This window comes from Streptomyces sp. BR123, from assembly GCF_013401435.1.
Classification (GTDB): Bacteria; Actinomycetota; Actinomycetes; order Streptomycetales; family Streptomycetaceae; genus Streptomyces.
Genome location: NZ_JACBGN010000095.1, coordinates 1 through 23,402, shown reverse-complemented (window position 1 = coordinate 23,402; position 23,402 = coordinate 1). Strand labels below are relative to the sequence as shown.

General features: G+C 73.4%; 22 protein-coding genes. 10 read left to right on the top strand and 12 right to left on the bottom strand.

The window, feature by feature from the left end; genetic code table 11:
• From HYE82_RS17080 to HYE82_RS17050, 8 genes are all read right to left on the bottom strand, one after another.
• On the bottom strand, positions 1–381 hold a 381-nt coding region (locus HYE82_RS17080), incomplete at its 3' end, for a rhodanese-like domain-containing protein (RefSeq protein WP_179174937.1).
• Positions 382–392: 11 nt separating this feature from the next.
• A complete protein-coding gene (locus tag HYE82_RS17075; protein WP_179174934.1) occupies positions 393–926 on the bottom strand; it encodes a cysteine dioxygenase in 534 nt (177 codons plus the stop codon).
• A 64-nt stretch (positions 927–990) separates the two neighbouring features.
• The gene (locus HYE82_RS39535; protein ID WP_360629470.1) at positions 991–1,038 is read right to left on the bottom strand and encodes a hypothetical protein; all 48 of its coding nucleotides are present in this window, start codon (positions 1,036–1,038) and stop codon (positions 991–993) included.
• Between the two features lie 71 nt (positions 1,039–1,109).
• Positions 1,110–2,684 carry an FAD-dependent monooxygenase gene (locus tag HYE82_RS17070; RefSeq protein ID WP_179174933.1) on the bottom strand — a complete coding sequence of 525 codons (1,575 nt, stop codon included), beginning with the start codon at positions 2,682–2,684 and terminating at the stop codon, positions 1,110–1,112.
• Positions 2,685–2,836: 152 nt separating this feature from the next.
• Positions 2,837–3,730 (bottom strand): amino acid ABC transporter permease, encoded by an 894-nt coding sequence (locus HYE82_RS17065; RefSeq protein WP_179174932.1) that lies wholly within the window; start codon positions 3,728–3,730, stop codon positions 2,837–2,839.
• Positions 3,727–4,401, bottom strand: a complete 675-nt coding sequence (locus HYE82_RS17060; RefSeq protein WP_179174931.1) for an amino acid ABC transporter permease — start codon at positions 4,399–4,401, stop codon at positions 3,727–3,729. The genes HYE82_RS17065 and HYE82_RS17060 overlap by 4 nt, the downstream gene beginning before the upstream one ends.
• Before the next feature lie 83 nt (positions 4,402–4,484).
• Positions 4,485–5,327: a glutamate ABC transporter substrate-binding protein gene (locus HYE82_RS17055; RefSeq protein ID WP_179174930.1), complete on the bottom strand. Its 843-nt coding sequence runs from the start codon at positions 5,325–5,327 to the stop codon at positions 4,485–4,487.
• Positions 5,328–5,415: 88 nt separating this feature from the next.
• Positions 5,416–6,201, bottom strand: a complete 786-nt coding sequence (locus HYE82_RS17050; protein ID WP_179174929.1) for an amino acid ABC transporter ATP-binding protein — start codon at positions 6,199–6,201, stop codon at positions 5,416–5,418.
• A gap of 291 nt (positions 6,202–6,492) precedes the next feature.
• Here HYE82_RS17050 and HYE82_RS17045 point away from each other — a divergent pair, with 291 nt between their 5' ends.
• Entirely contained in the window at positions 6,493–7,209 is a 717-nt protein-coding gene (locus HYE82_RS17045; protein WP_179174928.1) for a response regulator transcription factor, read from the top strand.
• 12 nt (positions 7,210–7,221) lie between these two features.
• On the top strand, positions 7,222–8,664 hold the full coding sequence (locus tag HYE82_RS17040) for a HAMP domain-containing sensor histidine kinase (RefSeq protein ID WP_179174927.1): 1,443 nt from the start codon (positions 7,222–7,224) through the stop codon (positions 8,662–8,664).
• 25 nt (positions 8,665–8,689) lie between these two features.
• On the opposite strand, the gene HYE82_RS17035 is transcribed toward HYE82_RS17040, so the two are convergent.
• Positions 8,690–10,930, bottom strand: coding sequence for an endo-beta-N-acetylglucosaminidase (locus HYE82_RS17035; protein WP_179174926.1), 2,241 nt, complete (start codon positions 10,928–10,930; stop codon positions 8,690–8,692).
• Positions 10,931–11,007: 77 nt separating this feature from the next.
• On the bottom strand, positions 11,008–12,285 hold the full coding sequence (locus tag HYE82_RS17030; protein ID WP_179174925.1) for a glycosyl hydrolase: 1,278 nt from the start codon (positions 12,283–12,285) through the stop codon (positions 11,008–11,010).
• 263 nt (positions 12,286–12,548) lie between these two features.
• Between HYE82_RS17030 and HYE82_RS17025 the strand changes: the two genes are divergently transcribed.
• Positions 12,549–13,580, top strand: a complete 1,032-nt coding sequence (locus HYE82_RS17025) for a LacI family DNA-binding transcriptional regulator (RefSeq protein ID WP_179174924.1) — start codon at positions 12,549–12,551, stop codon at positions 13,578–13,580.
• Between the two features lie 122 nt (positions 13,581–13,702).
• A complete protein-coding gene (locus HYE82_RS17020) occupies positions 13,703–14,650 on the top strand; it encodes an ROK family protein (protein WP_179174936.1) in 948 nt (315 codons plus the stop codon).
• A 119-nt stretch (positions 14,651–14,769) separates the two neighbouring features.
• Here the strand turns inward: HYE82_RS17020 and HYE82_RS17015 are convergent, their stop codons facing one another.
• Positions 14,770–15,765 (bottom strand): TAXI family TRAP transporter solute-binding subunit, encoded by a 996-nt coding sequence (locus HYE82_RS17015; protein ID WP_179174923.1) that lies wholly within the window; start codon positions 15,763–15,765, stop codon positions 14,770–14,772.
• 141 nt (positions 15,766–15,906) lie between these two features.
• On the opposite strand from HYE82_RS17015, the gene miaB reads away from it, so the two are divergent.
• Complete coding sequence (miaB, locus tag HYE82_RS17010; RefSeq protein ID WP_179174922.1) at positions 15,907–17,427, top strand: tRNA (N6-isopentenyl adenosine(37)-C2)-methylthiotransferase MiaB; 1,521 nt, start codon at positions 15,907–15,909, stop codon at positions 17,425–17,427.
• A 133-nt stretch (positions 17,428–17,560) separates the two neighbouring features.
• Positions 17,561–18,286, top strand: a complete 726-nt coding sequence (locus HYE82_RS17005; protein WP_179174921.1) for a hypothetical protein — start codon at positions 17,561–17,563, stop codon at positions 18,284–18,286.
• A gap of 73 nt (positions 18,287–18,359) precedes the next feature.
• Here HYE82_RS17005 and HYE82_RS17000 read toward each other — a convergent pair whose 3' ends face one another.
• Entirely contained in the window at positions 18,360–18,605 is a 246-nt protein-coding gene (locus HYE82_RS17000; protein ID WP_179174920.1) for an antitoxin, read from the bottom strand.
• A gap of 307 nt (positions 18,606–18,912) precedes the next feature.
• On the opposite strand from HYE82_RS17000, the gene miaA reads away from it, so the two are divergent.
• From miaA to HYE82_RS16980, 4 genes are all read left to right on the top strand, one after another.
• Positions 18,913–19,851, top strand: coding sequence for a tRNA (adenosine(37)-N6)-dimethylallyltransferase MiaA (gene miaA, locus HYE82_RS16995; protein ID WP_179174919.1), 939 nt, complete (start codon positions 18,913–18,915; stop codon positions 19,849–19,851).
• Between the two features lie 131 nt (positions 19,852–19,982).
• On the top strand, positions 19,983–20,504 hold the full coding sequence (locus HYE82_RS16990) for a hypothetical protein (protein WP_179174935.1): 522 nt from the start codon (positions 19,983–19,985) through the stop codon (positions 20,502–20,504).
• Between the two features lie 175 nt (positions 20,505–20,679).
• Entirely contained in the window at positions 20,680–21,555 is an 876-nt protein-coding gene (dapF, locus tag HYE82_RS16985; RefSeq protein WP_179174918.1) for a diaminopimelate epimerase, read from the top strand.
• Positions 21,556–21,695: 140 nt separating this feature from the next.
• A partial coding sequence (locus HYE82_RS16980) for a bifunctional (p)ppGpp synthetase/guanosine-3',5'-bis(diphosphate) 3'-pyrophosphohydrolase (RefSeq protein ID WP_179174917.1) occupies positions 21,696–23,402 on the top strand: 1,707 nt, incomplete at its 3' end.

The window sequence follows — 23,402 nt, the reverse complement described above, 5'->3', positions numbered from 1 at the left end:
GGGTTGTGTGGGGGTGGTGGGGAGGCCTGTGGATTTCCAGGACTGGAAGCCGCCGGTGAGGTCCGTGGCGTGGCGCAGGCCCAGGGTGTGGAGGGAGGCCACCGCGAGGGAGGAGGCGTAGCCCTCGTTGCAGAACACGATCACCCGCAGGTCGTGCGAGGTGGCCTCGGGGAGGCGGTGGGAGCCCTGGGGGTCGAGCCGCCATTCCAGTTCGTTGCGCTCGATCACCAGCGCGCCCGGGACCAGCCCGTCCCGCTCGCGCAGCTCCTGGTAGCGGATGTCGACCAGGAGGGCGCCGTCGAGGAACGCCGCGTACGCCTCCTCCGGAGTGACGCGCGTGTACGTGGAGCGGATTCGGTGCAGTAGGGCGTCGATGCCCATGGGGGTGTTGCTCACTGCCAGTCCTCCGGGCGCTCGATCAGGTCCAGGGTCAGGACGCTTCCCGTGCGGCTGTAGCGGCGGATCAGGGGGAGGGGAGGGGAGTACGCATGGACCGAGATGGCGGGTTCGTCGGGGGAGGCGTTGAGGACCTCGTGGACGTGGTGTTCCCCGAAGGCCCGGCCGGTGCCCCGCCCCAGGCTTCGGCGGCGGTCCACGCCGGGCGCGAGTTCCAGACTGCGCCAGCCTTCCGAGGGGATCCGGGCGGCCAGCGAGTTCTCGGTGAGCCGGCCCCGCGCGGTGGCGAAGGCGCCGCGCGATGCGGCGTGGTCGTGCCAGCCGGTGCCGGTGCCCGGGGGCCAGCCGATGACCCAGGCCTCGCTGCCTGCCGGCCCGTCCAGCCGGATCCAGGTGCGGCCCGCTGGGTCGAGGGGCAGGGAGTCGATGACGGCCGGGTCGGCGGCCGTGCGCAGGGCGAAGCCGAGGAGTTCGGCTGCGGTTACGGCAGGGGTGTGGGCGTGCGTGGGCACGGCTGCGGAGGCAGACATGGTGGGTGTGACCGTCCTGGGTTCGCGGCATGGCGCGCCGGAGGGCGCGGTGGAAGGAGGCGAATCAGCAGGAACGGCGACACACGCAGCCCGCGTAGCGGACCAGGTCCATGTGGACCCTCCGCCACAGGCGTACGTCGCTGCCGGTCATGACGGCGAGTCAAGCACGGGGACGCGCCGTGGTCAATCGATCACGGGGGCGGGGGTCGGCGTCGACGGTGACGTACGGGCCGGGGCGCCCATGCGGACGGCGTCCGCGGCCTCGTACAGCTCCGCCGGCGCCACCCCCGCGAAGGTCGCCGCCAGGTGCCCGTCCGGCCGGACCAGCAGGACGGTGTGCGCCGCGGCTCCCGGGTAGTCGTCGGCGACGAGCAGCTCCGCGCGGACCGGCAGTGCGGCCACGGCTGCCGCCAGCCGCGGCATCAGCCCGGCGCCGAGCCAGTGCCGCCGGTCCCAGACCCCGGTGCCGGGGGCGACGAGCACCACCAGCAGCCGGCCCCGGCCCAGCAGGTCCCGCAGCGGCACGGTCGACCCGTCGGGGGCGGAGACCGCGACGTTCGCGACGGGCCCGCCCGGCTCGGTCGCCGTCGGCACCGCCCGTACGGCGACGGGCGGGGCGTACGACGGCTGCGCGCCCAGCGGTCCGCGGCCCAGGTGGCTGTCGGTGAGCAGGGCCTCGGCACGCGCCGACCCGGGCAGCAGGGTCCGCAGCCCGCTCCCGCCGCGCACGGCCGACACGGCCTGGTCGGCGGCGCGCAGCCGGGCCGCGACCGCGGTGCGCCGCTCGTCCTCGTAACTGTCGAGCAGGGCTTCGGAGGCCCCCTGGTGCCAGGCGAGGGACAGCTTCCAGGCCAGGTTCTCGGCGTCCCGGAGCCCTTCCTCGACGCCCTGGGTGCCGAGCGCGCCCAGCAGGTGGGCGGCGTCCCCGGCGAGGAACGCGCGGCGGTCGCGCCAGGTGCGGGCGAGCCGGTGGTGCAGGGTGTGGACGCCGGTGTCGAGGAGGTCGTACGCGGGTGTGGTGCCCCCGCACCAGACGCCGAGGGTGTCCCGGATGAGGTTGACCAGTGCGTCGGGGGTGACGAGTTCGCCGCGGGCCGGCAGCAGCCAGTCCAGCCGCCACACTCCGTCGGCCAGCGGCCGGGCGGTGGTCTCCTGCGGCGGGTCGCGGTGCAGGAGGGCCTCGCCGGGCCAGGGGAGTTCGATGCGCAGCGCGGCCACGGCGTGCCGCTCGACAGCGGTGCGTCCGGGGAAGCGGATGCCGAGCAGCTTGCGCACGGTGGAACGGGCCCCGTCGCAGCCGACCAGGAAACTCCCGCGCCACCAGGTGGTTTCCGCACCCCGGGTGTGGGCGGTGACCCCGCGGTCGTCCTGCTCCAGGGTGTCCAGTTTGCTGTCGGGGACGAGCTGGACCAGCGGGTGGGCCGCGGCGGCTGCGCGCAGCCCGCGGCTGAGGGCGTGCTGCGGCACGTGCAGCGGGGCCGGGTCCTGGTCGTCCTCGAAGGTGATGCGGCCGGTGTCGCGGCTGCGCCGCATGGTGCGCCAGGCCGTGTAGTGCGCGCCTTCGTCGCGCAGTGTCGTACAGCCCAGCCGCTGGGCCATGGCGGCGGTGTCGGGGTGCAGGACGACGCTGCGGGCCGGGCGGGGGAGATCCTTGCCGGGACCCTCGTCGAGCACGACCGAGGGCACGCCCTGGCCGGCGAGGGCGAGGGACAGCGACAGTCCGACGGGCCCCGCGCCGACGACGATCACCGGGTCCACGAGGCGGCTCCCGATGTCCGGTATGTGATCACAGAACGTATGCAACCCACTGGAGGTGCCTGCGTCAAGTGACCCAGGACCCGGGCATGCGTGTGGTGCGACGGATGAGATCCGCCGCACCACATGTGCCACGCCAGTTTACTGACCGGGTATCAGGGGGCCTTGCCCACGCCGGCCGCGCCGCCCGCGTCGACCTCGGCCACCTCGGCCTCGACGACGGCGCCGGTACCCTTCTTCGACTGCCGCAGCCGCTTCTCCAGGAAGGAGGCCAGGCCCGTCAGGGCGAAGTTCACCGCGATGTAGATCAGGCCGATCACGACCATGGTCGCGATGGTGTTGCTGTAGTTGGCGGAGATCTGCCGGTTCATCGACATCAGGTCGGCGAAGCCGAGGAGGGCACCGCCGAGCGCCGTGTCCTTGAGGATGACCACGAGCTGGCTGACCAGCGCGGGCAGCATCGCCGTGACGGCCTGCGGGACCAGGACGTACGTCATGATCTGGCCCTTGCGCATGCCGATCGCCTTGGCCGCGTCGGTCTGGCCGCGCGGCAGCGTCAGGATGCCGGCCCGGACGATCTCGGCGATGACCGAGGCGTTGTACAGGACGAGGCCGGTGACGACCGCGTACAGCGGTCGCAGGTCCGAGCTGACGGTGCCGAGCATGACGTACAGCGCGGAGCTGAAGATCATCAGCATCAGCACCGGGATGGCGCGGAAGAACTCCACGAGCGCGCCGACCGGGACGCGCACCCACGCGTGGTCGGAGAGCCGGGCGATGCCGAGAAGGGCACCGAGCGGCAGCGCGATCACCATGGCGATCAGACCGGCCTTGAGGGTCTCGCCGAGGCCCGGCAGCAGGAACGTCGTCCAGATCTGGCCGTCCGTGACGAACGGGGTCCACTTGTCGGCGTCGAGCTGGTTCTGCTCGGCCATGAGGGACAGCACCCACCACAGGGCCAGCGCGAGGACCACCAGGAAGGCGCCCGTGTAGATCCAGTTGCGGACCTTGGCCTTCGGGCCGGGGGTGTCGTACAGAACGGAGCTCATCGCTTCACCGCCACTCGCTTGGCCACCCAGCCCAGCAGCAGGCCGGTGGGCAGGGTCAGCAGGACGAAGCCGAGAGCGAAGACGGCGAAGACCGCGAAGAGCGCGTCCGCCTCGTTCTCCAGCATTTCCTTCATCAGCAGGGCCGCCTCGGCCACGCCGATGGTCGCCGCCACCGTGGTGTTCTTGGTGAGGGCGATCAGTACGTTGGTGAGCGGTGCGACGACCGCCCGGAAGGCCTGGGGGAGCACGATCAGGGTGAGCACCTGGAAGAAGCTCAGGCCCAGCGCGCGGGCGGCCTCGGCCTGCCCCACGGGCACGGTGTTGATGCCCGAGCGCAGTGCTTCACAGACGAACGTGCCGGTGTAGGCGATCAGGCCCAGGACCGCGAGGCGGAAGCCGATCTCCTTGAAGTTCTCGCCCCCGAGCGTGATCTTCAGCGTCTGGTTGAGGCCCAGCGAGCAGCCGAGGATCAGCAGGGTCAACGGCGTGTTGCGCACGACGTTGACGTACGCGGTGCCGAAGGACCGCATGATCGGGACCGGACTGACCCGCATGCCGGCCAGGATCGTGCCCCAGATCAGGGATCCGACCGCGGAGTAGAGGGTGAGCTGCACCGTCACCCAGAAGGCTCCGAGCACGTCGTACTGCCCGGAAGTAAGAAAGTCGAACACGTTGCCCTGCGCTCTCCCCAGGATGGCCGGTGAGGGGCGCCGCCGCCCGTGACAGGCGGGCGGCGGCACCCCTCACCGATGAATCAGCTGCCTTCGGTGATCTGCGGGGCCGGCTCGGCCTTGTAGCCGGCGGGACCGAGGTTCGCGTCCACCGCCTTCTGCCAGGAGCCGTCCTCGACCATCTTCTTGAGCGCGGCGTTGACCTTCGTCTGGAGGTCCTTGTCGCCCTTCTTCAGGCCGATGCCGTAGGGCTCGTCGCTGAGCTTCAGGCCGACCAGCTTGAACTTGCCCTTGTTCTTCTCCTGCGCGGCGAAGCCGGCGAGGATCGAGTTGTCCGTGGTCAGGGCGTCGACGGACCCGTTCTCCAGGCCGGTGAGGCACTCGGAGTAGCCGCCGAGCTGCTGCAGGTCCGCGTCGGGGGCCAGCTTGTTCTTGATGTTCTGCGCGGAGGTGGATCCGGTGACCGAGCACAGCTTCTTGCTGTTCAGGTCCTCGGCCTTGGTGATCGAGCTCTCGTCCGCGCGGACCAGCAGGTCCTGGTGGGCCAGGAAGTACGGGCCGGCGAAGTCGACCCTCGCCTTGCGCTTGTCGTTGATCGTGTAGGTGGCGACCACGAGCTTGACGTCGCCGTTCGAGATCAGGTTCTCGCGCTCGGCGCTGACGGCCTGCTTGAACTCGATCTGGTCGGGCTGGTAGCCGAGCTCCTTGGCGACGTAGGTCGCCACGTCGACGTCGAAGCCGGTGAACTTGCCGTCCGGGGTCTTCAGGCCCAGGCCCGGCTGGTCGAACTTGATGCCGATGACGATCTTGTTGCCGCCACCGGTGCTGCCGCCGCCGGCCTTGTCACCGCCGCCGCCACACGCGGTCGCGGTCAGGGAGAGGACGACGGCCACGGCTGCGGCCGCGCCGGCCTTGAAAACCTTCATGGTGAACTTCCCTCGGATGAGACGTTGTTGGACGACGAGCGACGACACGAGCGTCGGGTCGCCACGGGATCACTACCAGACGGAACCGTCAGTGGTGCAGGATCTTCGAAAGGAAGTCCTTGGCGCGGTCACTGCGCGGGTTGCTGAAGAACTGCTCCGGCTCGGCCTCTTCGACGATCTTGCCGTCGGCCATGAAAACGACCCGGTTGGCGGCGGAGCGGGCGAAGCCCATCTCGTGCGTGACGACGACCATCGTCATGCCTTCGGCGGCGAGCTGCTGCATGACCTCCAGCACCTCGTTGATCATCTCCGGGTCGAGGGCCGACGTCGGCTCGTCGAAGAGGATCACCTTCGGGTCCATGGCCAGCGCGCGGGCGATCGCCACACGCTGCTGCTGGCCGCCGGAGAGCTGCGCCGGGTACTTGTCGGCCTGTGTTCCGACGCCCACCCGGTCCAGCAGCGCCCGCGCCTTCTTCTCGGCGCTCGCCTGGTCCGCCTTGCGGACCTTCATCTGGCCCAGCATCACGTTCTGCAGCACCGTCTTGTGCGCGAAGAGGTTGAAAGACTGGAAGACCATGCCGACATCGGCACGCAGCCTTGCCAGCTCCCGCCCCTCCGAGGGCAGTTCCTTGCCGTCGATCGTGATCGTTCCGGAGTCGATCGTCTCCAGGCGGTTGATGGTCCTGCACAGCGTGGACTTGCCCGATCCCGAGGGACCGATCACCACGACAACCTCGCCGCGGGCAATGCTCAGATCGATGTCCTGAAGCACGTGCAGCGCGCCGAAGTGCTTGTTGACGTTGCTCAGTACGACCAGGTCGTCAGCGGCTCCGGCCGCGTCCTTCGCATCCTTGGTCACTGATACTCCGCTCATCGGCTTCTTGCTCCGTCCTCCTCGGTTGGCAGGACAGTAGTGAGGCCGTGCGTACACCGTCATCACATCTGAGGGAGAATTGAGGATAACGAAACGGCCTCGAATCGATACGCTCCGTACGCGTCGCGGCGGTTCGCACCGCAGGGCTCGTACCGGCTGCATAACGGAAACCGCGCCGGACCGGAACCCCCTTGACGTGGGGCCCCGCATCGGCGTGGATGCTCTCTGGCCCCCTGACCACGGGCCGCGCTCGGCACAACAGGAAAACAGGACGCAGGAAAGGGGGACGCAATGAGACTGCTGCTCGTCGAGGACGATGACCACGTCGCCGCCGCCCTGTCCGCGATCCTCGCCCGGCACGGCTTCCAGGTGACCCACGCCCGCAACGGCGAGGAGGCCCTGCAGGCCCTGCTGCCCGCCGGAGGACCACCCCACACGTCCCCCTACGGGGTGATCCTCCTGGACCTGGGCCTCCCCGATCAGGACGGCTACGAGGTCTGCGGCAAGATCCGCAAGCGCACCTCGATCCCCGTGATCATGGTGACGGCCCGTTCGGACGTGCGTTCCCGCATCCACGGTCTCAACATGGGCGCCGACGACTACGTGGTCAAGCCGTACGACACGGGCGAGCTGCTCGCCCGGATCCACGCCGTCGCCCGGCGCAGCGGCGCCGCCGAGGAGGCCGCGGCAGCCGTCACGGGCGCCCCGGCCGTGGTCCGGGTCGGGCCCGTCAGCATCGAGCTGCCCACCCGCCGGGTCAGTGTCGACGGCTCGGACGTGCCGCTCACCCGCAAGGAGTTCGACCTGCTGGCCCTGCTGGCGCAGCGCCCCGGCGTCGTCTTCCGCCGCGAGCAGATCATCAGCGAGGTGTGGCGCACCAGCTGGGAGGGGACCGGGCGGACCCTGGAGGTGCACGTGGCCTCGCTGCGCTCCAAACTGCGCATGCCCGCCCTGATCGAGACCGTCCGCGGGGTGGGCTACCGGCTCGTCCCGCCGGCCGCCCCCTAGCGGGGGCCGCCGATGCGCGCCCGCCTGCTCCCGCTGCTCGTCGTCCTGATGGCGGGGGTGCTGCTCGCCCTCGGGTTCCCGCTCGCCGTCAGCCTGGCCGCCGGCCAGCAGCAGAAGGTGGTCGTGGACCGGATCGACGACAGCGCCAGATTCGCCGCCCTCGCCCAGTTCTTCATCGACGCGGAGAGCTCCGGCAGCAGCGGCGCCGCCGAGCGCCGGGAGACGCTCCAGCTGGAGCTGGCCCGCTACCAGGAGCTGTACGGCATCCGGGTGGGCATCTTCTACCGCGACGACAACGCGCTGGTCCGGGCGCCCGGCTGGTGGCAGCTCCCCGCGGAGGGCGAGGGCCGGGAGGCCTTCAGGCAGGCGCTCGCCGGGCGGCGCAGCCACGATCCGGCCCAGGTGTGGCCCTGGCAGACGCACGGGAAGCTCCTCGTCGCCTCCCCGGTCGTCCTCGACGGCGACGTCGTCGCGGTCGTGGTCACCGAGTCGCCCACCGACCGGATGCGGGCCCGGATCCTGCGGGGCTGGCTGCTGATCATCGCCGGTCTGGCCGCCGCGATGCTCCTCGCGTTCGGGGCCGCCCTGCAGCTGACCCGCTGGGTCCTCAAGCCCGTCCGGACGCTCGACGCGGCCGCCCACGGGATCGCCACCGGGCGGATGAACTCCCGGGTCGCGGCCGCGAGCGGACCGCCGGAACTCCGACGCCTGGCCCGCTCGTTCAACGAGATGGCCGACAACGTGGAAGAGGTACTGGAGCAGCAGCGGGCGTTCGTCGCCGACGCCTCCCACCAGCTGCGCAACCCGCTCGCCGCGCTGCTCCTGCGGATCGAGCTGCTCGCCCTCGAACTGCCCGAGGGGAACGAGGAGATCGCCTCCGTGCGCGCCGAGGGCAAGCGCCTGGCCCAGGTCCTGGACGACCTGCTGGACCTGGCGCTGGCCGAGCACGCCTCCGCCGAGCTCAGCCTCACCGACATCGGGGCCCTGGCCGCCGAGCGGGTCGCCTCCTGGCGGCCGTACGCCGAGGAGAAGGGCGTACGCCTCACCGAGACGGGCCGCACCGCGGTCACCGGGTGGGCCGACCCGATCGCGCTGTCCAGCGCCCTCGACGCCGTCATCGACAACGCCCTCAAGTTCACTCCGGCGGGGGAGGAGGTCACGGTGGCCGTCGCCCCGGCCGGCCCGTCCGTGCACGTCGTCGTCGCCGACCGCGGCCCGGGCCTCACCGAGGACGAGCTGCTCCGCGTCGGCGACCGGTTCTGGCGCAGCGGCCGCCACCAGAACATCAAGGGCTCCGGGCTCGGCCTGTCCATCTCCCGGGCCCTGCTCGCCGCGGGCGGCGGGTCCCTCTCGTACGCGAAGAACGAACCGCACGGGCTGCGGGTGACCGTCGCCGTCCCGCGCAGCGCCCCGCACAACGGGGCGGACGACAACGGGGCCAACGGCAACGGCTGACCCGCGAGCCCGTCCGGCGCACGCGTCAGCGCGCCCAGGCCAGGGCGGTGCGGGCCGGGGCGGAGACGGCGTACAGCTCGTCGACGGCCCGCACCTCGAACACCGCCGCCCGCTCCCGGCCGGCCCGGCCGACCGCCGGCAGGTACAGGGCGGTGCCGCAGGTGCCGCCGAGGAAGCGGCGGCTGCCGTCCGGGAGCAGGCGGTGCAGCTCGTAGTGGCGGACCGGGCCGGGCGCCCGCCGCCAGGACAGCCGCACCGCGGCCGTGCCGTGCTGTTCGGCCGCGGCGTCCACGGTCGGCGCACGCGGAGCGGACGGGCGCGGGCGGGCGGTGCCGTCGCGTACCGACAGGGCGCCGACCCGCCAGGACACCGCTCCGTCTCCCCTCGCCGTGATCCGTACCGCCAGCCCGTACGCGGTCCGGCCCGCCAGGGACGACAGCCCGACCCGCGCCGTACGCCAGCCCGCGCCCGGGACCGCCGTACCGGCCGCGAACCAGGCGTAGGGGACGGGCTCGCCCGGAGCGGCCGGCTCGCGCACCGCGACGCCGACCTCCACCACGGCCGGCGCGGACCCCGGATCGGCCGAGTGCACCACCTCCACGACGCCGGCCCGTGGCAGCGCCAGCCGGGTGCCGTGCAGCCCGACCGCGGCGGGCGCGGAGAGCCGGCCCGCCACGAGGAGGCTGGAGCCTCCCCGCCAGGCCCGGGCGAAGTCCAGGGTGACCGACGGGCGCGGGCCGGCGGTGTCCACGACCCAGCGGCGGCCCGGCAGCCGGTCCTGGAGGCCGAGGTGGCTCCACGGGGTGTCGGAGACGGCCTCGCCGCGCTCGTACCAGCGCTCCCCGTGTCCGGTGTTGAACGAGCAGGCGAAGGGGAGCTGCGCCACCGTGGACCGGTCGGCGACGACGGTGGCCGGCGCCCGCCAGCCGCCGCTGCCGGGCGCGGGGCGGGCCGGGTCCAGGGACTCGCCCGTCCAGAACCGGTCGTCGGCGCGGTGGAAGGCGGCGGGCGAGCGGTCGGTGAGGTGGTTGCGGGTCCACTCGGGCCGGTAGAAGCCGTAGCTGACGACATGGTCGCGGCCGCGCGGGACGATCGCCTCCCAGTCGACGGCGGATTCCCAGCCGCGCGACTCCGTGTCCACCGCCGCCCACAGCTCGTGGCGGCTGCGGCCGAGGCGGTCGGCGAGCACCGCGGAGTCGGCCAGGCTCCGCGCGGTCCACCGGAAGTCGACGAACACGGTGTCGGCGACCCGGCCCGCCCGGTCCTCGAAGAACTCCTGGTTGAGCGGGTTGAGCGCGCCCTGCCAGCCGACCCGGCCGGTGCTGTTCATCGCGTCGTACCAGGTGATCCGCAGGTTGTGGGGTGCGCCGGCCGCCCGCAGGGCGCGCAGGAACTCCCGCATCCGGGTGGCGAGCGCGCTGTCCCCGCCGTCGGTCTCGGCGTTCACGAACCAGCCGTCGAATCCGTACGCGACCGCCACCCGCACGAGCTGCTCGGCCATCGGGAACCGGCCGAGGGCGTCGCGCTGCACGAGGTCGCGGGTCCACTGCAGGTCGCCGCCGTACGCGACGGGCGGCAGGAACACGTTGCCCAGCACCGGTACGCCGTTGCGGTGGGCGGCGTCGACGACGGGCGCGTTCGGCGCGAGCACGATCCCCTCGCCGGCGGAGCCGCCCCAGAACACCAGCTCGTCGATGTACGCCCAGTGGGTGAGGGCGTACGTATCGGCGGTGGCTACCCCCTGGGAGGGGTTCTGCGCGGTGGGGCCGAAGGAGACGAGGGCGGCGATCCGGGCCTGCCCGGCCCGGACGGCCGGGTGCGGGGGCACCGGCGTGAAGCGGGCGGCGAGCGGCACGGTGGCGGTGTTGTGGGCGAGGTCCGGGTCCGACTCGGGCGTCCACTGCCTGAGCGAGCGCCACACGATGCCGGGCCCCGGGGTGCCGTGGGGGAGGGAGTCGGGGAACCAGTACGGGGCGTACGGGGCCGGGTCGGCCGGACCGGCGCCGCCGCCCGGCCGGGGGGTGGCGGGCGGCGCGGGAGCCGACGGGGCTTCCGGCGCGGCGGCGTGCACCGGGAGGGGAACGCCCAGCAGAGCGGCGGCTCCGGCCCCGGCGGCGAGGACCCGGCGCCGGGCGGGCGGCGGCGGTACCGGTCCGGGGAACCGGGCGGCGGAGCCGTCGGGGGTGCCGTCGGGAGAGTCGGGAGAGGGGGAGGCGGAACGCAGCAAGGAGGGACGAGGGTGTGCGCCGTTGCCGGACTCGGACATGCGGGCTCCTCGGGGGCATGGATCGGGGACGGGGGGCAGGGATCGGGGACAGCGGACGACGGGGAAGACCGGGCGGATCAGCGGATGTCGGAGACGCGCAGCACCTCCGTGATGCCGCGCGCGGACAGGTGGGCGGGATCCTCGGCCAGCTCCGCCAGCACCACCGCAGGCCTGACCCCGCCGGACGCCAGCGACGCCCACGCCTCGAAGAAGGCGCCGCCGGGCGCGCACACCGACCGCCCCGGCGCGGCCTCCGCCCCGCCGACGTCCACGGCCAGCGCGGTGGACCGGACGGCCGGGCGGTGCTCCCGGCCCCGCCATTCCGCGGCGATCCGGGCGACCTCGGCACCGGCCGGTTTGGTCCGCCGGTCGTTGGTGAGCAGGCCGAGCCCGTACTCCAGCTCGGGGAAGTCCGCCAGTTCCCGGGACACGTCGTGCGAGCACCACCAGGTCACACCCCACAGGCCCGGGCAGTCCAGGGCGGCGGCGAGCGTCGCCCCGGTGAAGGCGGCCGCGTGCTCGGGCGGGATCAGCGGCGCGGGCGCCCCGACCTCCTGGAGCCAGACCGGCCGGTGCGGATCGGCCGCCCACGCCTTGGACAGCTCGATCAGGTAGGCGGCGTGCTGCTCGGTCGCGGCCCCGGTACGGCCGTGCCGTTGCGCGGTGCCGTTGAACACCCAGGAGTGCACGGTCGTGGCCGCGCCGAGCCGGGCCGCCTGGGCCGGAGTGAACGGGTGCCCGTCCCGGTACCAGGCCGCGTCGTACTCGGCGTGCACGTGGAACCGGCCCGGCGCGCCCCGCTCGCAGGCGGCGAGCATCCGCTCCAGCCACCGCTGCGCCTGATCCGGGGTGATCCGGTCCGGATCGGGGTGCGGGGCGTCGGAGAACTGGTTGATCTCGTTGCCGACGGTCATGCCGAGGAAACGGGGCCGGTCGGCGAGGGCGGCGGCCAGCGTGCGCAGGTACTCCTCCTGCCCGGCGACCACGTCCGGGTCGGCGAAGATGCTCCGCCGGTGCCAGGTCCCGGTCCACGCGGGCAGGAAGTCGAAGCTCGACAGGTGCCCCTGCAGCCCGTCCACCGCGACGTCGAGACCGCGCTCGGCGGCCGCGTCGGCGAGCGCGACCAGCTGCTCGACGGCCCGCGGCCGGATCAGTGCCCGGTTGGGCTGGAAGAGCGGCCACAGCGGGAAGACCCGCACGTGGTCCAGGCCGAGCGCGGCGACCGAGTCGAGGTCGGCCGCGACCTCGTCGGGGTCGAAGTCGAGCCAGTGGTGGAACCAGCCGCGCGACGGCGTGTAGTTGGCGCCGAAGCGGAGGGCCCCGGCGGGCGGGGGAAGGGGGGTGCCGTCAGGCATGGGGGATCCCGGAAGTCGCGGGGAATTCTCCGGACGCCCACAACGTGCCGCGCCCGGCCGGGGGAAGTCAACAGGGCCTTCAAGGCCAAGGGAAAACAATGCACTTGTGCGTTTCAGGCCCGTTGACAGAAGGGGCGAACCCCTCTCAAGCTGGGGCGGCTAATGCGGTTTAGCCGCATGCGTCCAAGGGCCTCACACGAGAAGTGTGCGGAAACGGCACACGGCCGGCCATTGCCGTCCGTACCCGAGGGATGAGGCAGGCCATGGCCCGCAGACCCACCATCAAGGACATAGCCCGCCGGGCCGGGGTGTCCGAGAGCGCCGTCTCCTTCGCGCTCAACGACCGGCCGGGCGTGTCCGACGGAACCCGCGCCCGGGTCCGCCGCGTCGCCGAGGAGCTCGGCTGGCATCCCAACAGCGCCGCCCGCGCCCTTGCCGGCGAACGCTCCGGCGCCGTCGGTCTGGTCCTGGCCCGGCCCGCCCACACCCTCGGTGTCGAGTCGTTCTTCCTCCAACTGGTCTCCGGCATCCAGGAGGTGCTCTCTGCCGGCCGGACCGCCCTGCTCTTCCAGGTGGTCGACGACATCGACGCCGAGTGCGCCCTGTACCGCCGCTGGTGGGCCGAGCGGCGTGTCGACGGCGTCCTCGTCGTCGACCCGCGCACGCAGGACCCGCGACCGGAACTCCTCGCCCGCCTCGGCCTTCCCGCCGTCACCGTCGGCGGTACGGGCGCCCCCGGACCGCTGTCCTCGGTGTGGGCGGACGACGCCCGGGCGATGGCCCGGGTCGTGGACCACCTGCACGGGCTGGGCCACCGCCGGATCACCCACATCGCCGGGCTGCCCGGCCTGGCCCACACCGCCCGCCGCATCGCCTCGCTGCGCGTCGAGGCCGCGGCGCGCGGGCTGGGCCCGCGGGAGGTGCACTCGGTGGTGACCGACTACTCCGACGCCGAGGGGGCGGCCGCCACCCGGCGCGTCCTCGCCGAGCCCGAGCCGCCGACCGCCCTGGTCTACGACAACGACGTGATGGCGGTGGCCGGCAGCGCCGTCGCCGCCGAGCTCGGCATCGCCGTCCCCGGCCGCCTCTCGATCGTCGCCTGGGACGACTCCGCCCTGTGCCGGGTCACCCATCCCCGGCTCACCGCCCTCGTCCGTGACACCGCGGGGTTCGGCCGGCTCGCCGCCGAGGAACTGCTCACCGTGCTCGCCGGGGGCCCGCCCCGGACCCGAGAGGGCGAGCAGCCGCGGCTGGAGCCCCGCGAGAGTACGGCGCCGCCCCCGGCCGCATACTGAACCCCGACCCCGTTCTGGAGCGCCCCGTGACCTCACCCAGCCCCTCGTTCCACGCCTCCGGCGCCCATGCCCCCGGTGCCCCCGGCGCGCCCGGTGCCCCCGGCGCGCCCGCGGGTCCGACGGTGGCGATCGACATCGGCGGCACGAAGATCGCCGGTGCGCTGGTGCTCCCCGACGGCACGATGACGGCCACGACCCGCCGCCCGACCCCGCGGGACACGGACGCCGACGGGGTGTTCGCCGCCGTCGCGGAGGTCGTCGCCGAGCTGGCCCGCTCGCCCCTGTGGCCTGCGGCGGTCCGCTGCGGCATCGGCAGCGCGGGCCCCGTCGACGCCTCGCGCGGCACCGTGAGCCCGGTGAACATCGGCGCTTGGCGCGGTTTCCCCGTCCAGGCCCGGGTCGCCGCGGAACTGGCCCGGCACGGCGCCCTGCTGCCCACCGTGCTGGTCGGCGACGGCGTGGCCATGACCGCGGCCGAGCACTGGCTGGGTGCGGCCCGCGGCCACGCGAACGCGCTGTGCATGGTGGTCTCCACCGGCGTCGGCGGCGGCCTGATCCTGAACAACCGGCTCCATCCCGGCCCCACCGGCAACGCCGGCCACATCGGGCACATCAGCGTCGCGTTCGACGGCCCGCGGTGCGTCTGCGGAAGCCGCGGCTGCGTGGAGTCGATCGCCTCGGGCACCGCCATCGCCCGGTGGGCCGCCGAGCAGGGCTGGACCCCGGCCGAAGGAGCTGCAGGCGACGCCACGGCGGCGGGCGTCGCCGCGGCCGCCGACGCCGGGGACCCCCTCGCGCTCGCCGCGTTCGACCGTGCGGGCCGCGCCCTGGCCGCCGCCATCGCGGCCGGCGCCACCCTCGTGGAAACCGGCATCGCCGTGATCGGCGGGGGCGTCGCCGTCTCCGGAGACACCCTCTTCGGGCCGATCCGCACCCACCTCGCGGACTACGCCACGCTCTCGTACGTCGGCGGCCTGGAGGTGGTCCCGGCGGCCCTGGGCACCCATGCCGGACTGATCGGCGCGGCCGCCGCGGCGGCGATGCTCCTGCCGGAGACGGCCGGACGCTGACACCCGGCGGCCGGCGGGCCGTGGTCCGGCGGTCAGTGGCCGTGGTCCGGCGGTCAGTGGGCCGAGGTGCGGCGGTCAGTGGCCGTGGGGCCCGCCGGACCCCGGATCCGGGGCCCGGGTCAGGGCTTCACCGAGCGGTAGTACCGTCCGGCGCCCTCGTGCAGGTCCAGCGGATCCGTGTAGATCGCCGTCCGCAGGTCCACCAGCTGCGCCGCGTGCACCTCGGCCCCGATGCGGTCACGGCTGTTGATCACCGTCCGCGTGAACTGCTCGGTGAGCCCCGGATCGGTCTCCTCGGTGGTCACCAGCAGGTTCGGCACGGCCAGGGTCGCCACCGCCGAGGTGTTGCGCGCCCGCTTGTACGCGTCCTGCGGCATCACCGCCGCCCGGTAGTAGCGCGCCGGGCTCCCGCTGCCCTGCAGCGTCTCCACCAGGTCGCCGAGCTGCACGAGCCGGATGTCGTACCGCTCCGACAGTTCCCGCACCGCGTTCGTGGGGAGGCCGCCGGACCAGAAGAACGCGTCGATCCGCCCGGCCTCCAGCTCCGTCGGCATGGTGTCGATGCCGATCGAGACCGGCGTGATGTCCCGCGCCGGGTCCAGCTTGGCCGCCGCCAGCAGCCGCTCCGAGACCAGGCGCACGCCCGACCCGGGCTGGCCGATCGCCACCCGCTTGCCGCGCAGGTCCCGCGCCGACTGCACCGGCGACCCGGCCGGCACCACCAGCTGCACGTAGTCGTCGTACAGCCGCGCGACCCCGCGCAGCCCGTCCGCGCCGGGCTTGCCGTCGGCCCGGTACTTCGAGACCGCGTCCGCCGTCGCGACGGTGAAATCGGCCTGCCCCGTAGCCACCCGCGCCAGGTTCTCCTGCGACCCCTGGCTGGTCTCCAACCGGACCCGGACCCCGGGGACGTCCTGCGCCAGCGCCTGCTCCAGCAGCTGGCCGTACCGGTAATAGACGCCCGTGCGCACGCCCGTGCTGAAGGTCAGCTCGCCCTTCAGCTCGGGCTCCCCGAAGGGCCGCAGCCACCACACCAGAAGCCCGAGCACGGCGAACACGGCCACCAGCCCCCACAGGGCGGTGCGCCTGCCGAAACGGGGCGGAACAAGAGCCATGGCCGCGATCCTGCCACCCGTCGCGCCGACCTGTCACGGGGCGCCCGTCCCTGCGGCCGCAACAGGGGCCGGACCGAGGCCGGGCCGAGGCCGGACCGAGGCCAGGCCGGAGGGTGTCCCGGCAGCACCTACCCTTGTTCCATGACCAGCAGCAGCGACCGGAGCACGGCAGTGGACGTCAAGGGAACATACGAGGTGCGCACCTACGGGTGCCAGATGAACGTGCACGACTCCGAGCGACTCTCCGGACTGCTGGAGGAAGCGGGCTACACCCGGGCCCCGGAGGGCTCGGACGGCGACGCCGACGTCGTGGTGTTCAACACGTGCGCCGTGCGCGAGAACGCCGACAACAAGCTGTACGGCAACCTCGGCCGGCTCGCCCCGATGAAGACCAAGCGCCCCGGCATGCAGATCGCCGTCGGCGGCTGCCTGGCGCAGAAGGACCGCGACACGATCGTCAAGAAGGCCCCGTGGGTCGACGTCGTCTTCGGTACGCACAACATCGGCAAGCTGCCCGTCCTGCTGGAGCGCGCCCGCATCCAGGAAGAGGCGCAGATCGAGATCGCCGAGTCGCTGGAGGCCTTCCCCTCCACGCTGCCGACCCGCCGCGAGTCCGCGTACGCCGCCTGGGTGTCGATCTCCGTGGGCTGCAACAACACCTGCACCTTCTGCATCGTTCCGGCCCTGCGCGGCAAGGAGGAGGACCGCCGCCCCGGCGACATCCTCGCCGAGATCGAGGCGCTGGTCGGCGAGGGCGTCTCCGAGATCACCCTGCTCGGCCAGAACGTCAACGCGTACGGTTCCGACCTCGGCGACCGCGAGGCCTTCTCCAAGCTGTTGCGCGCCTGCGGGCAGATCGAGGGCCTGGAGCGGGTCCGCTTCACCTCCCCGCACCCGCGAGACTTCACGGACGACGTGATCGCGGCCATGGCCGAGACCCCGAACGTGATGCCGCAGCTGCACATGCCGCTCCAGTCCGGCTCGGACCCGATCCTGAAGGCCATGCGCCGCTCGTACCGCCAGGAGCGCTTCCTCGGCATCATCGAGAAGGTCCGCGCCGCCATCCCGCACGCCGCGATCTCCACCGACATCATCGTGGGCTTCCCCGGCGAGACCGAGGAGGACTTCGAGCAGACGATGCACGTGGTCCGCGAGGCGCGCTTCGCCAGCGCCTTCACCTTCCAGTACTCCAAGCGCCCCGGGACCCCGGCCGCCGACATGGACGGCCAGATCCCCAAGGAGGTCGTCCAGGACCGCTACATGCGCCTGGTCGCCCTCCAGGAGGAGATCTCCTGGGAGGAGAACAAGAAGCAGGTCGGCCGCACCCTGGAGGTCATGGTCGCGGAGGGCGAGGGCCGCAAGGACGGCGCCACGCACCGCCTGTCCGGCCGCGCCGCCGACAACCGCCTGGTCCACTTCACGAAGCCGGACGAGGACGTCCGCCCCGGCGACGTGGTGACCGTGGAGATCACCTACGCGGCCCCGCACCACCTCCTCGCCGAGGGCCCCACGCAGTCCGTGCGGCGCACCCGGGCGGGCGACGCCTGGGAGAAGCGCAACGCCGCCCCGGCGCAGCCGCAGGGCGTCATGCTCGGCATCCCCACGCTGGGCGTCCCGGCCCCCCTCCCGGAGTCGGCCCCGGCCTGCGGCATCACCGGCTGAGCCCTGCCCCTGCCGCACGGCCCCGCCGTACCCGCCGTACTCCGGGGTACGGGGCCCGCGGCCCCGCCGGGACCGCCGGTCCCGCCGGAGCTGCGGACCCCGCGGGGCGGTGACGGCGGCTAGGCTGCGGATCATGCTCGTAGCCGCCGCCGTCTGCCCCGCCCCGCCGCTCCTCGTGCCCGAGGTGGCCGCGGGGGCCGCCGCCGAACTCGGCGACGCCCGTACCGCCTGCTCCGACGCCCTCGCGGTGCTCGCCGCCTCCCGCCCCGACCTCCTCGTCGTGGTGGGCGCCGCCGAGGAGGGGGAATCCGGGCGCTACCCGCAGGGCGCCGTCGGCTGCTTCCGCCGCTTCGGCGTCGGGGTCGACGTACGTCTGGGAGACACGGGCGGGGAGGGGGACGGCGGCACGGGCGCGCGTCGGCTGCCGCCGTCGCTGGCCGTCGGGGCCTGGCTCCTCGACCACGCCCGCTGGGGCGCCGCGCCGCTGGAGGCGCTCGCGGTGCCCGAGGCGCTCGACACCGACCGCTGCCTCCGGACGGGCCGTGAACTCGCCGCGCGCGCCGAGCGCGTCGCCCTCCTCGTCATGGGCGACGGCAGCGCCTGCCGGACCGTGAAGGCGCCCGGCTACCTCGACGAGCGCGCCGCCCCCTTCGACGCCGCCGCCGCGCTCGCCCTCGCCGACGCCGACACCGCCGCGCTCGCCGCCCTGGACGCCGGCCTCGCCCGCGAGCTCCAGGCCGCCGGCCGGGCCCCCTGGCAGGTCCTGGCCGGCGCCGCCGAGGGCGCCGGCCTCGGCGGACGCCTGCTGTACGAGGACGCGCCCTACGGCGTCGGCTACTTCGTCGCCGCCTGGTCGTAGCTCCCCCCACCGGCCCAGGGCACGCAGAAGGGGCGCGGAGCCCCTCGGCCCCGCGCCCCTTCCGGGACCGCGGTCAGGAGGCGGCCGGCGGCGTCGGGCCGCCGGGAGCGTCCTTGTGTGCGATCTTGCCCAGGGCTTCCTTCGCCTTGCCCGTTCCGGACGTGATCCTGTCGCGGTACTTGCCGTGCGTCTTGGAGTCCACGGCCTTCGCGACCTTCTCCAGACCCTCGCCGATCCTGCCCTCGTTCTTGTGCGCGAGGGCGCCGACCTTCTCCTTCGCCGGAGCGAGCTTGGCCTTCAGTGTGTTCAGCAGGCCCATGGGTCACCTTCCCGTGGCGGTGGCTGCCTGCGGGCGCCCTCGCCGGCTTCCCCGTCCGCCGCGGCCCGCGCCGTCACGTCCTGCGTCGCACCGCCATCGGTCGCCGCGCCGCCCTTGCGGCGGCGAACCGATCGAAAACGCCCATCCCTACTGCCTCTCACACTACTCGTGCGGCTGAACATCCGCCCGGCGCGTCCGCGCCTGCGCCGGGCGCACGCCCGGGCGGAACCCCGTCGGGCAAGACCGGGCCCCGCACCGTCACGCAACCCGATCGGGCTGGTGCCGGATGGTTTGCGAGACTGGGGCAGTGAGCAAAGCAGCCCCCGCCCCGCGGGTCATCGCCGTCGTCGGCCCCACCGCAGCCGGAAAGTCCGACCTGGGCGTGGCCCTGGCCCGCCATTTCGACGGCGAAGTGGTCAACGCCGACTCCATGCAGCTCTACCGCGGGATGGACATCGGCACCGCCAAACTGACGGAGGAAGAGCGCGGCGGGATCCCGCACCACCTCCTCGACATCTGGGACGTGACCGAGACGGCCAGCGTCGCCGAGTACCAGCGCCTGGCCCGCGCCGAGATCGACAAGCTGCTCGCCCAGGGCCGTACGCCCGTCCTCGTCGGCGGATCCGGCCTGTACGTCCGCGGCGCCCTCGACGCCATGGAGTTCCCCGGCACCGACCCCGGTGTCCGGGCCCGGCTGGAGGAGGAGCTCGCCGCGCACGGCCCCGGCGCCCTGCACGCCCGGCTCGCCGCCGCCGACCCGGCCGCGGCGCAGGCGATCCTGCCCGGCAACGGCCGCCGCATCGTCCGCGCCCTGGAGGTCATCGAGATCACCGGGAAGCCGTTCACCGCCAACCTGCCCGGCCACGAGTCCGTGTACGACACCGTCCAGATCGGCGTCGACGTGGCCCGGCCGGAGCTCGACGAACGCATCGCGCGGCGCGTGGACCGGATGTGGGAGGACGGGCTCGTGGACGAGGTCCGGGCCCTGGAGGCCCGCGGACTGCGCGAGGGAATCACCGCCTCCAGGGCGCTGGGCTACCAGCAGGTGCTGGCCGCCCTGGCCGGGGAGTGCACCGAGGACGAGGCCAGGGCCGAGACGATCCGGGCCACCAAGCGGTTCGCCCGCCGCCAGGACTCCTGGTTCCGCCGGGACCCCCGCGTGCACTGGCTCAGCGGAGCCGCCGCGGACCGCCGGGAACTCCGCGGACTTGCGCAGTCGTTGGTCGAACGAGCGGTTACAGCCTGATCACGTGATGGCATCGGGACGCCCCGTGCGCGCGTTCGGAGCCCCGGACCGTGCCATCATCAAATTCCGCGGGTGTGGTCACCGGCGGTGAACGGCAGCGTGCGAAGTCCGAGTGGGGAGGGCGCGTGGCGATGGAGGCCGGCCCTCGTGACACCGGGCGGGACGGGACGCGGGGGACGACGGACCCGGCGGTCCTCGGCGATTCCGCCGACCCCGCCCTTCCCGACGAGCTCGGGCTGCCCGCCGACCCGGCCCGGCTGACCTCCGACGGCCCGGACGCCGCAGGCTCCGGCGAGGACGAGGAACCGGGAGGCCCCGAGTTCGAGGTCGAGCTGCGCCCGCAGCGCCGCCTGCGCATCTGGCAGATCGCCCCGATCGTGATGCTGGCAGCCGCCGGCTCCCTGATGTTCGCCTTCCCCCTCGCCTTCGAGTTCGGCGACGGCGGAGCCGTGGTCGCCATGCTCGGCTTCCTGATCAGCTGCTGCGCGGCGGGCTGGGGCATGATGGCCGCGCGCCGCGTCGGCTACACCTGGCCCGGGCTCCCGCCCCGGGGCAGCGGCCGCCGCCCCGACTGGCGCATGGCCGCGCTGTACGCCTTGGTCGTGCTGGCCGTCGTAGGCCTCGCGGTCTACCGGGTGGCCCGCCTCCGATAGCGCCGAGCCGGACGAGCCCGCCGCCCCGGACGAGCCTGCTGTTCCGGCCGACTCGCCTGCCTCTGCCGACTCCGCTGCCCCGGGGCGCCGCCTCCGCGCCCGGCCGCCGCCTCCGCTGTGCCCGCTCGGGTCGTCCCGGCGCCCTGGAGGAAACCCCCCTCGGTACGATGGGCCCGTGACGCAGACCAGCCTCTCCTTCCTCAAGGGCCACGGCACCGAGAACGACTTCGTGATCATTCCGGACCCGGACAACGCCGTCGACCTGCCCGCCGCCGCCGTCGTCAGGCTGTGCGACCGGCGCGCCGGCATCGGCGCGGACGGAGTGCTGCACGTCGTCCGGTCCGCCGCCCACCCCGACGCCGCGCACATGGCCGACGAGGCCGAGTGGTTCATGGACTACCGCAACAGCGACGGCTCCGTCGCCGAGATGTGCGGCAACGGCGTCCGCGTCTTCGCCCGCTACCTCCAGTACGCCGGACACGTCGAGCCCGGAGACCTCGCCGTCGCCACCCGCGGCGGCGTCAAGCAGGTGCACCTCGACAAGACCGGTGACGTCACGGTCTCCATGGGCCGCGCCGCCCTCCCGGACGAGCAGGTCACGGTCGTCGTCGGCGACCGCGCCTGGCCCGCCCGCAACGTGAACATGGGCAACCCGCACGCCGTCGCCTTCGTCGACAGCCTCGACCACGCAGGAAAGCTCCTCGACCCGCCCCAGTACAGCCCCGCCGAGGTCTACCCGGCCGGCGTCAACGTGGAGTTCGTGATCGACCGCGGCCCCCGGCACGTCGCCATGCGCGTCCACGAGCGCGGCTCCGGCGAGACCCGCTCCTGCGGTACCGGCGCCTGCGCCGTCGCCGTGGCCGCCATCCGCCGCGACGGCGCCGACCCGGCCGTCACCGGACAGCCCGTCACGTACACGGTGGACCTCCTCGGCGGAACCCTCCTCATCACCGAACACCCCGGCGGCCGTATCGACATGACCGGACCGGCCGTGATCGTGGCGGCGGGGGAGCTCGACCCCTCCTGGCTCACCGAAACGGTCTTCGCCTGAAGATTCCCTCTCATGGGTGATCCGTTTCACGCTCAGCGAGAGGCGGACTGCGCCACGTGGTGGGGCCGGTAGCATCAGACACCGGCCCTGAGGGCTCACCCCATGCCCGCCGCAGCCGGTCGAAGCCGCCGGAGGTGCCCATGAGTGCAGAGGCCACGAACCCCGAAGCACGACCCGACCTGCGCCCCGAACTCCGCAGACGGGGCCGGACCCGCATTGACCTGCGCCGACTCGGGCGCGCGGCCCTCCTGGGGCCCACGCCCCGGGACCGGTTGCCCGATGCCATCGGCCATGTGGCCGAGGCGCACCGCGCCCACCATCCCGACGCCGACCTGTCCATCCTGCGCCGCGCGTACGTCCTCGCGGAGTCCTCGCACCGCGGCCAGATGCGCAAAAGCGGTGAGCCGTACATCACACACCCGCTCGCCGTCACCCTGATCCTCGCCGAACTCGGAGCCGAGACCACCACGTTGACGGCCTCGCTCCTCCACGACACCGTCGAGGACACCGACGTGACCCTCGATCAGGTCCGCGCCGAGTTCGGCGACGAGGTCTGCTTCATCGTCGACGGCGTCACCAAGGTCGAGAAGATCGACTACGGGGCGGCCGCCGAGCCCGAGACCTTCCGCAAGATGCTCGTCGCCACGGGCAACGACGTCCGCGTCATGTCCATCAAACTCGCCGACCGGCTGCACAACATGCGCACCCTCGGCGTCATGCGCCCCGAGAAACAGGCCCGCATCGCCAAGGTCACCCGGGACGTGCTCATCCCGCTCGCCGAACGGCTCGGCGTGCAGGCCCTGAAGACCGAGCTGGAAGACCTCGTCTTCGCGATCCTGCACCCCGAGGAGTACGAGCGCACCCGCGCCCTCATCGCGGCCCACGCCGGAGAGGCCGACCCGCTGCCCGGCATCGCCGACTCCGTACGGGCCGTCCTGCGCGACGCCGGCATCGCCGCCGAGGTCCAGGTACGGCCCCGGCACTTCGTCTCCGTGCACCGCGTCGCCCGCAAACGCGGCGAGCTGCGCGGCTCCGACTTCGGCCGCGTCCTCGTCCTCGTCGGGGAGAACGCCGACTGCTACGGGGTACTGGGGGAGCTCCACACCTGTTTCACCCCGGTCGTGTCGGAGTTCAAGGACTTCATCGCCGCCCCGAAGTTCAACCTCTACCAGTCCCTGCACACCGCCGTCGCCACCCCCGACGGGTACGTCGCCGAGGTCATCGTCCGCACCCGGCAGATGCACCGCGTCGCCGAAGCCGGCGTGGTCGCGCTCGGCAACCCGTACGCCCCCGGCGCCGCCGCGGCGGACGGAGACGAGGAGCGGGTGGACCCCACCCGCCCCGGCTGGCTGGCGCGGCTGCTCGACTGGCAGCGCTCCGCACCCGACCCCGACGCCTTCTGGAGCGGGCTGCGCGCCGAGCTCGCCCAGGACCGGGAGATCACCGTCTTCCGGGTCGACGGGGGCAGGCTCGGCCTGCCCGCCGGGGCCACCTGCATCGACGCCGCGTACGCCCAGTACGGGGAGACCGCCCACGGCTGTATCGGCGCCCGGGTCAACGGGCGTCTCGCCTCCCTGGGCACCCGGCTGTCCGACGGAGACACCGTGCAGCCGCTGCTCGCCCAGGACTCCTCCTCCGGGCCCGCCGCCGAATGGCTGGAACACGCCAAGACCCAGGCCGCCCGGATCGCCATCAGCAGCTGGCTCCGGGACCACCCCGACGGCGCCACCCCCACCACCACGCCAAGACCAACGCCTGGAACGCCACAGGCCCCCTGGTCATGGGCCGCGACAAGACGGAGAGCAAGCCGTCCTCTTTCTTCGAAGGCGGCATCAGCAACGTCACCC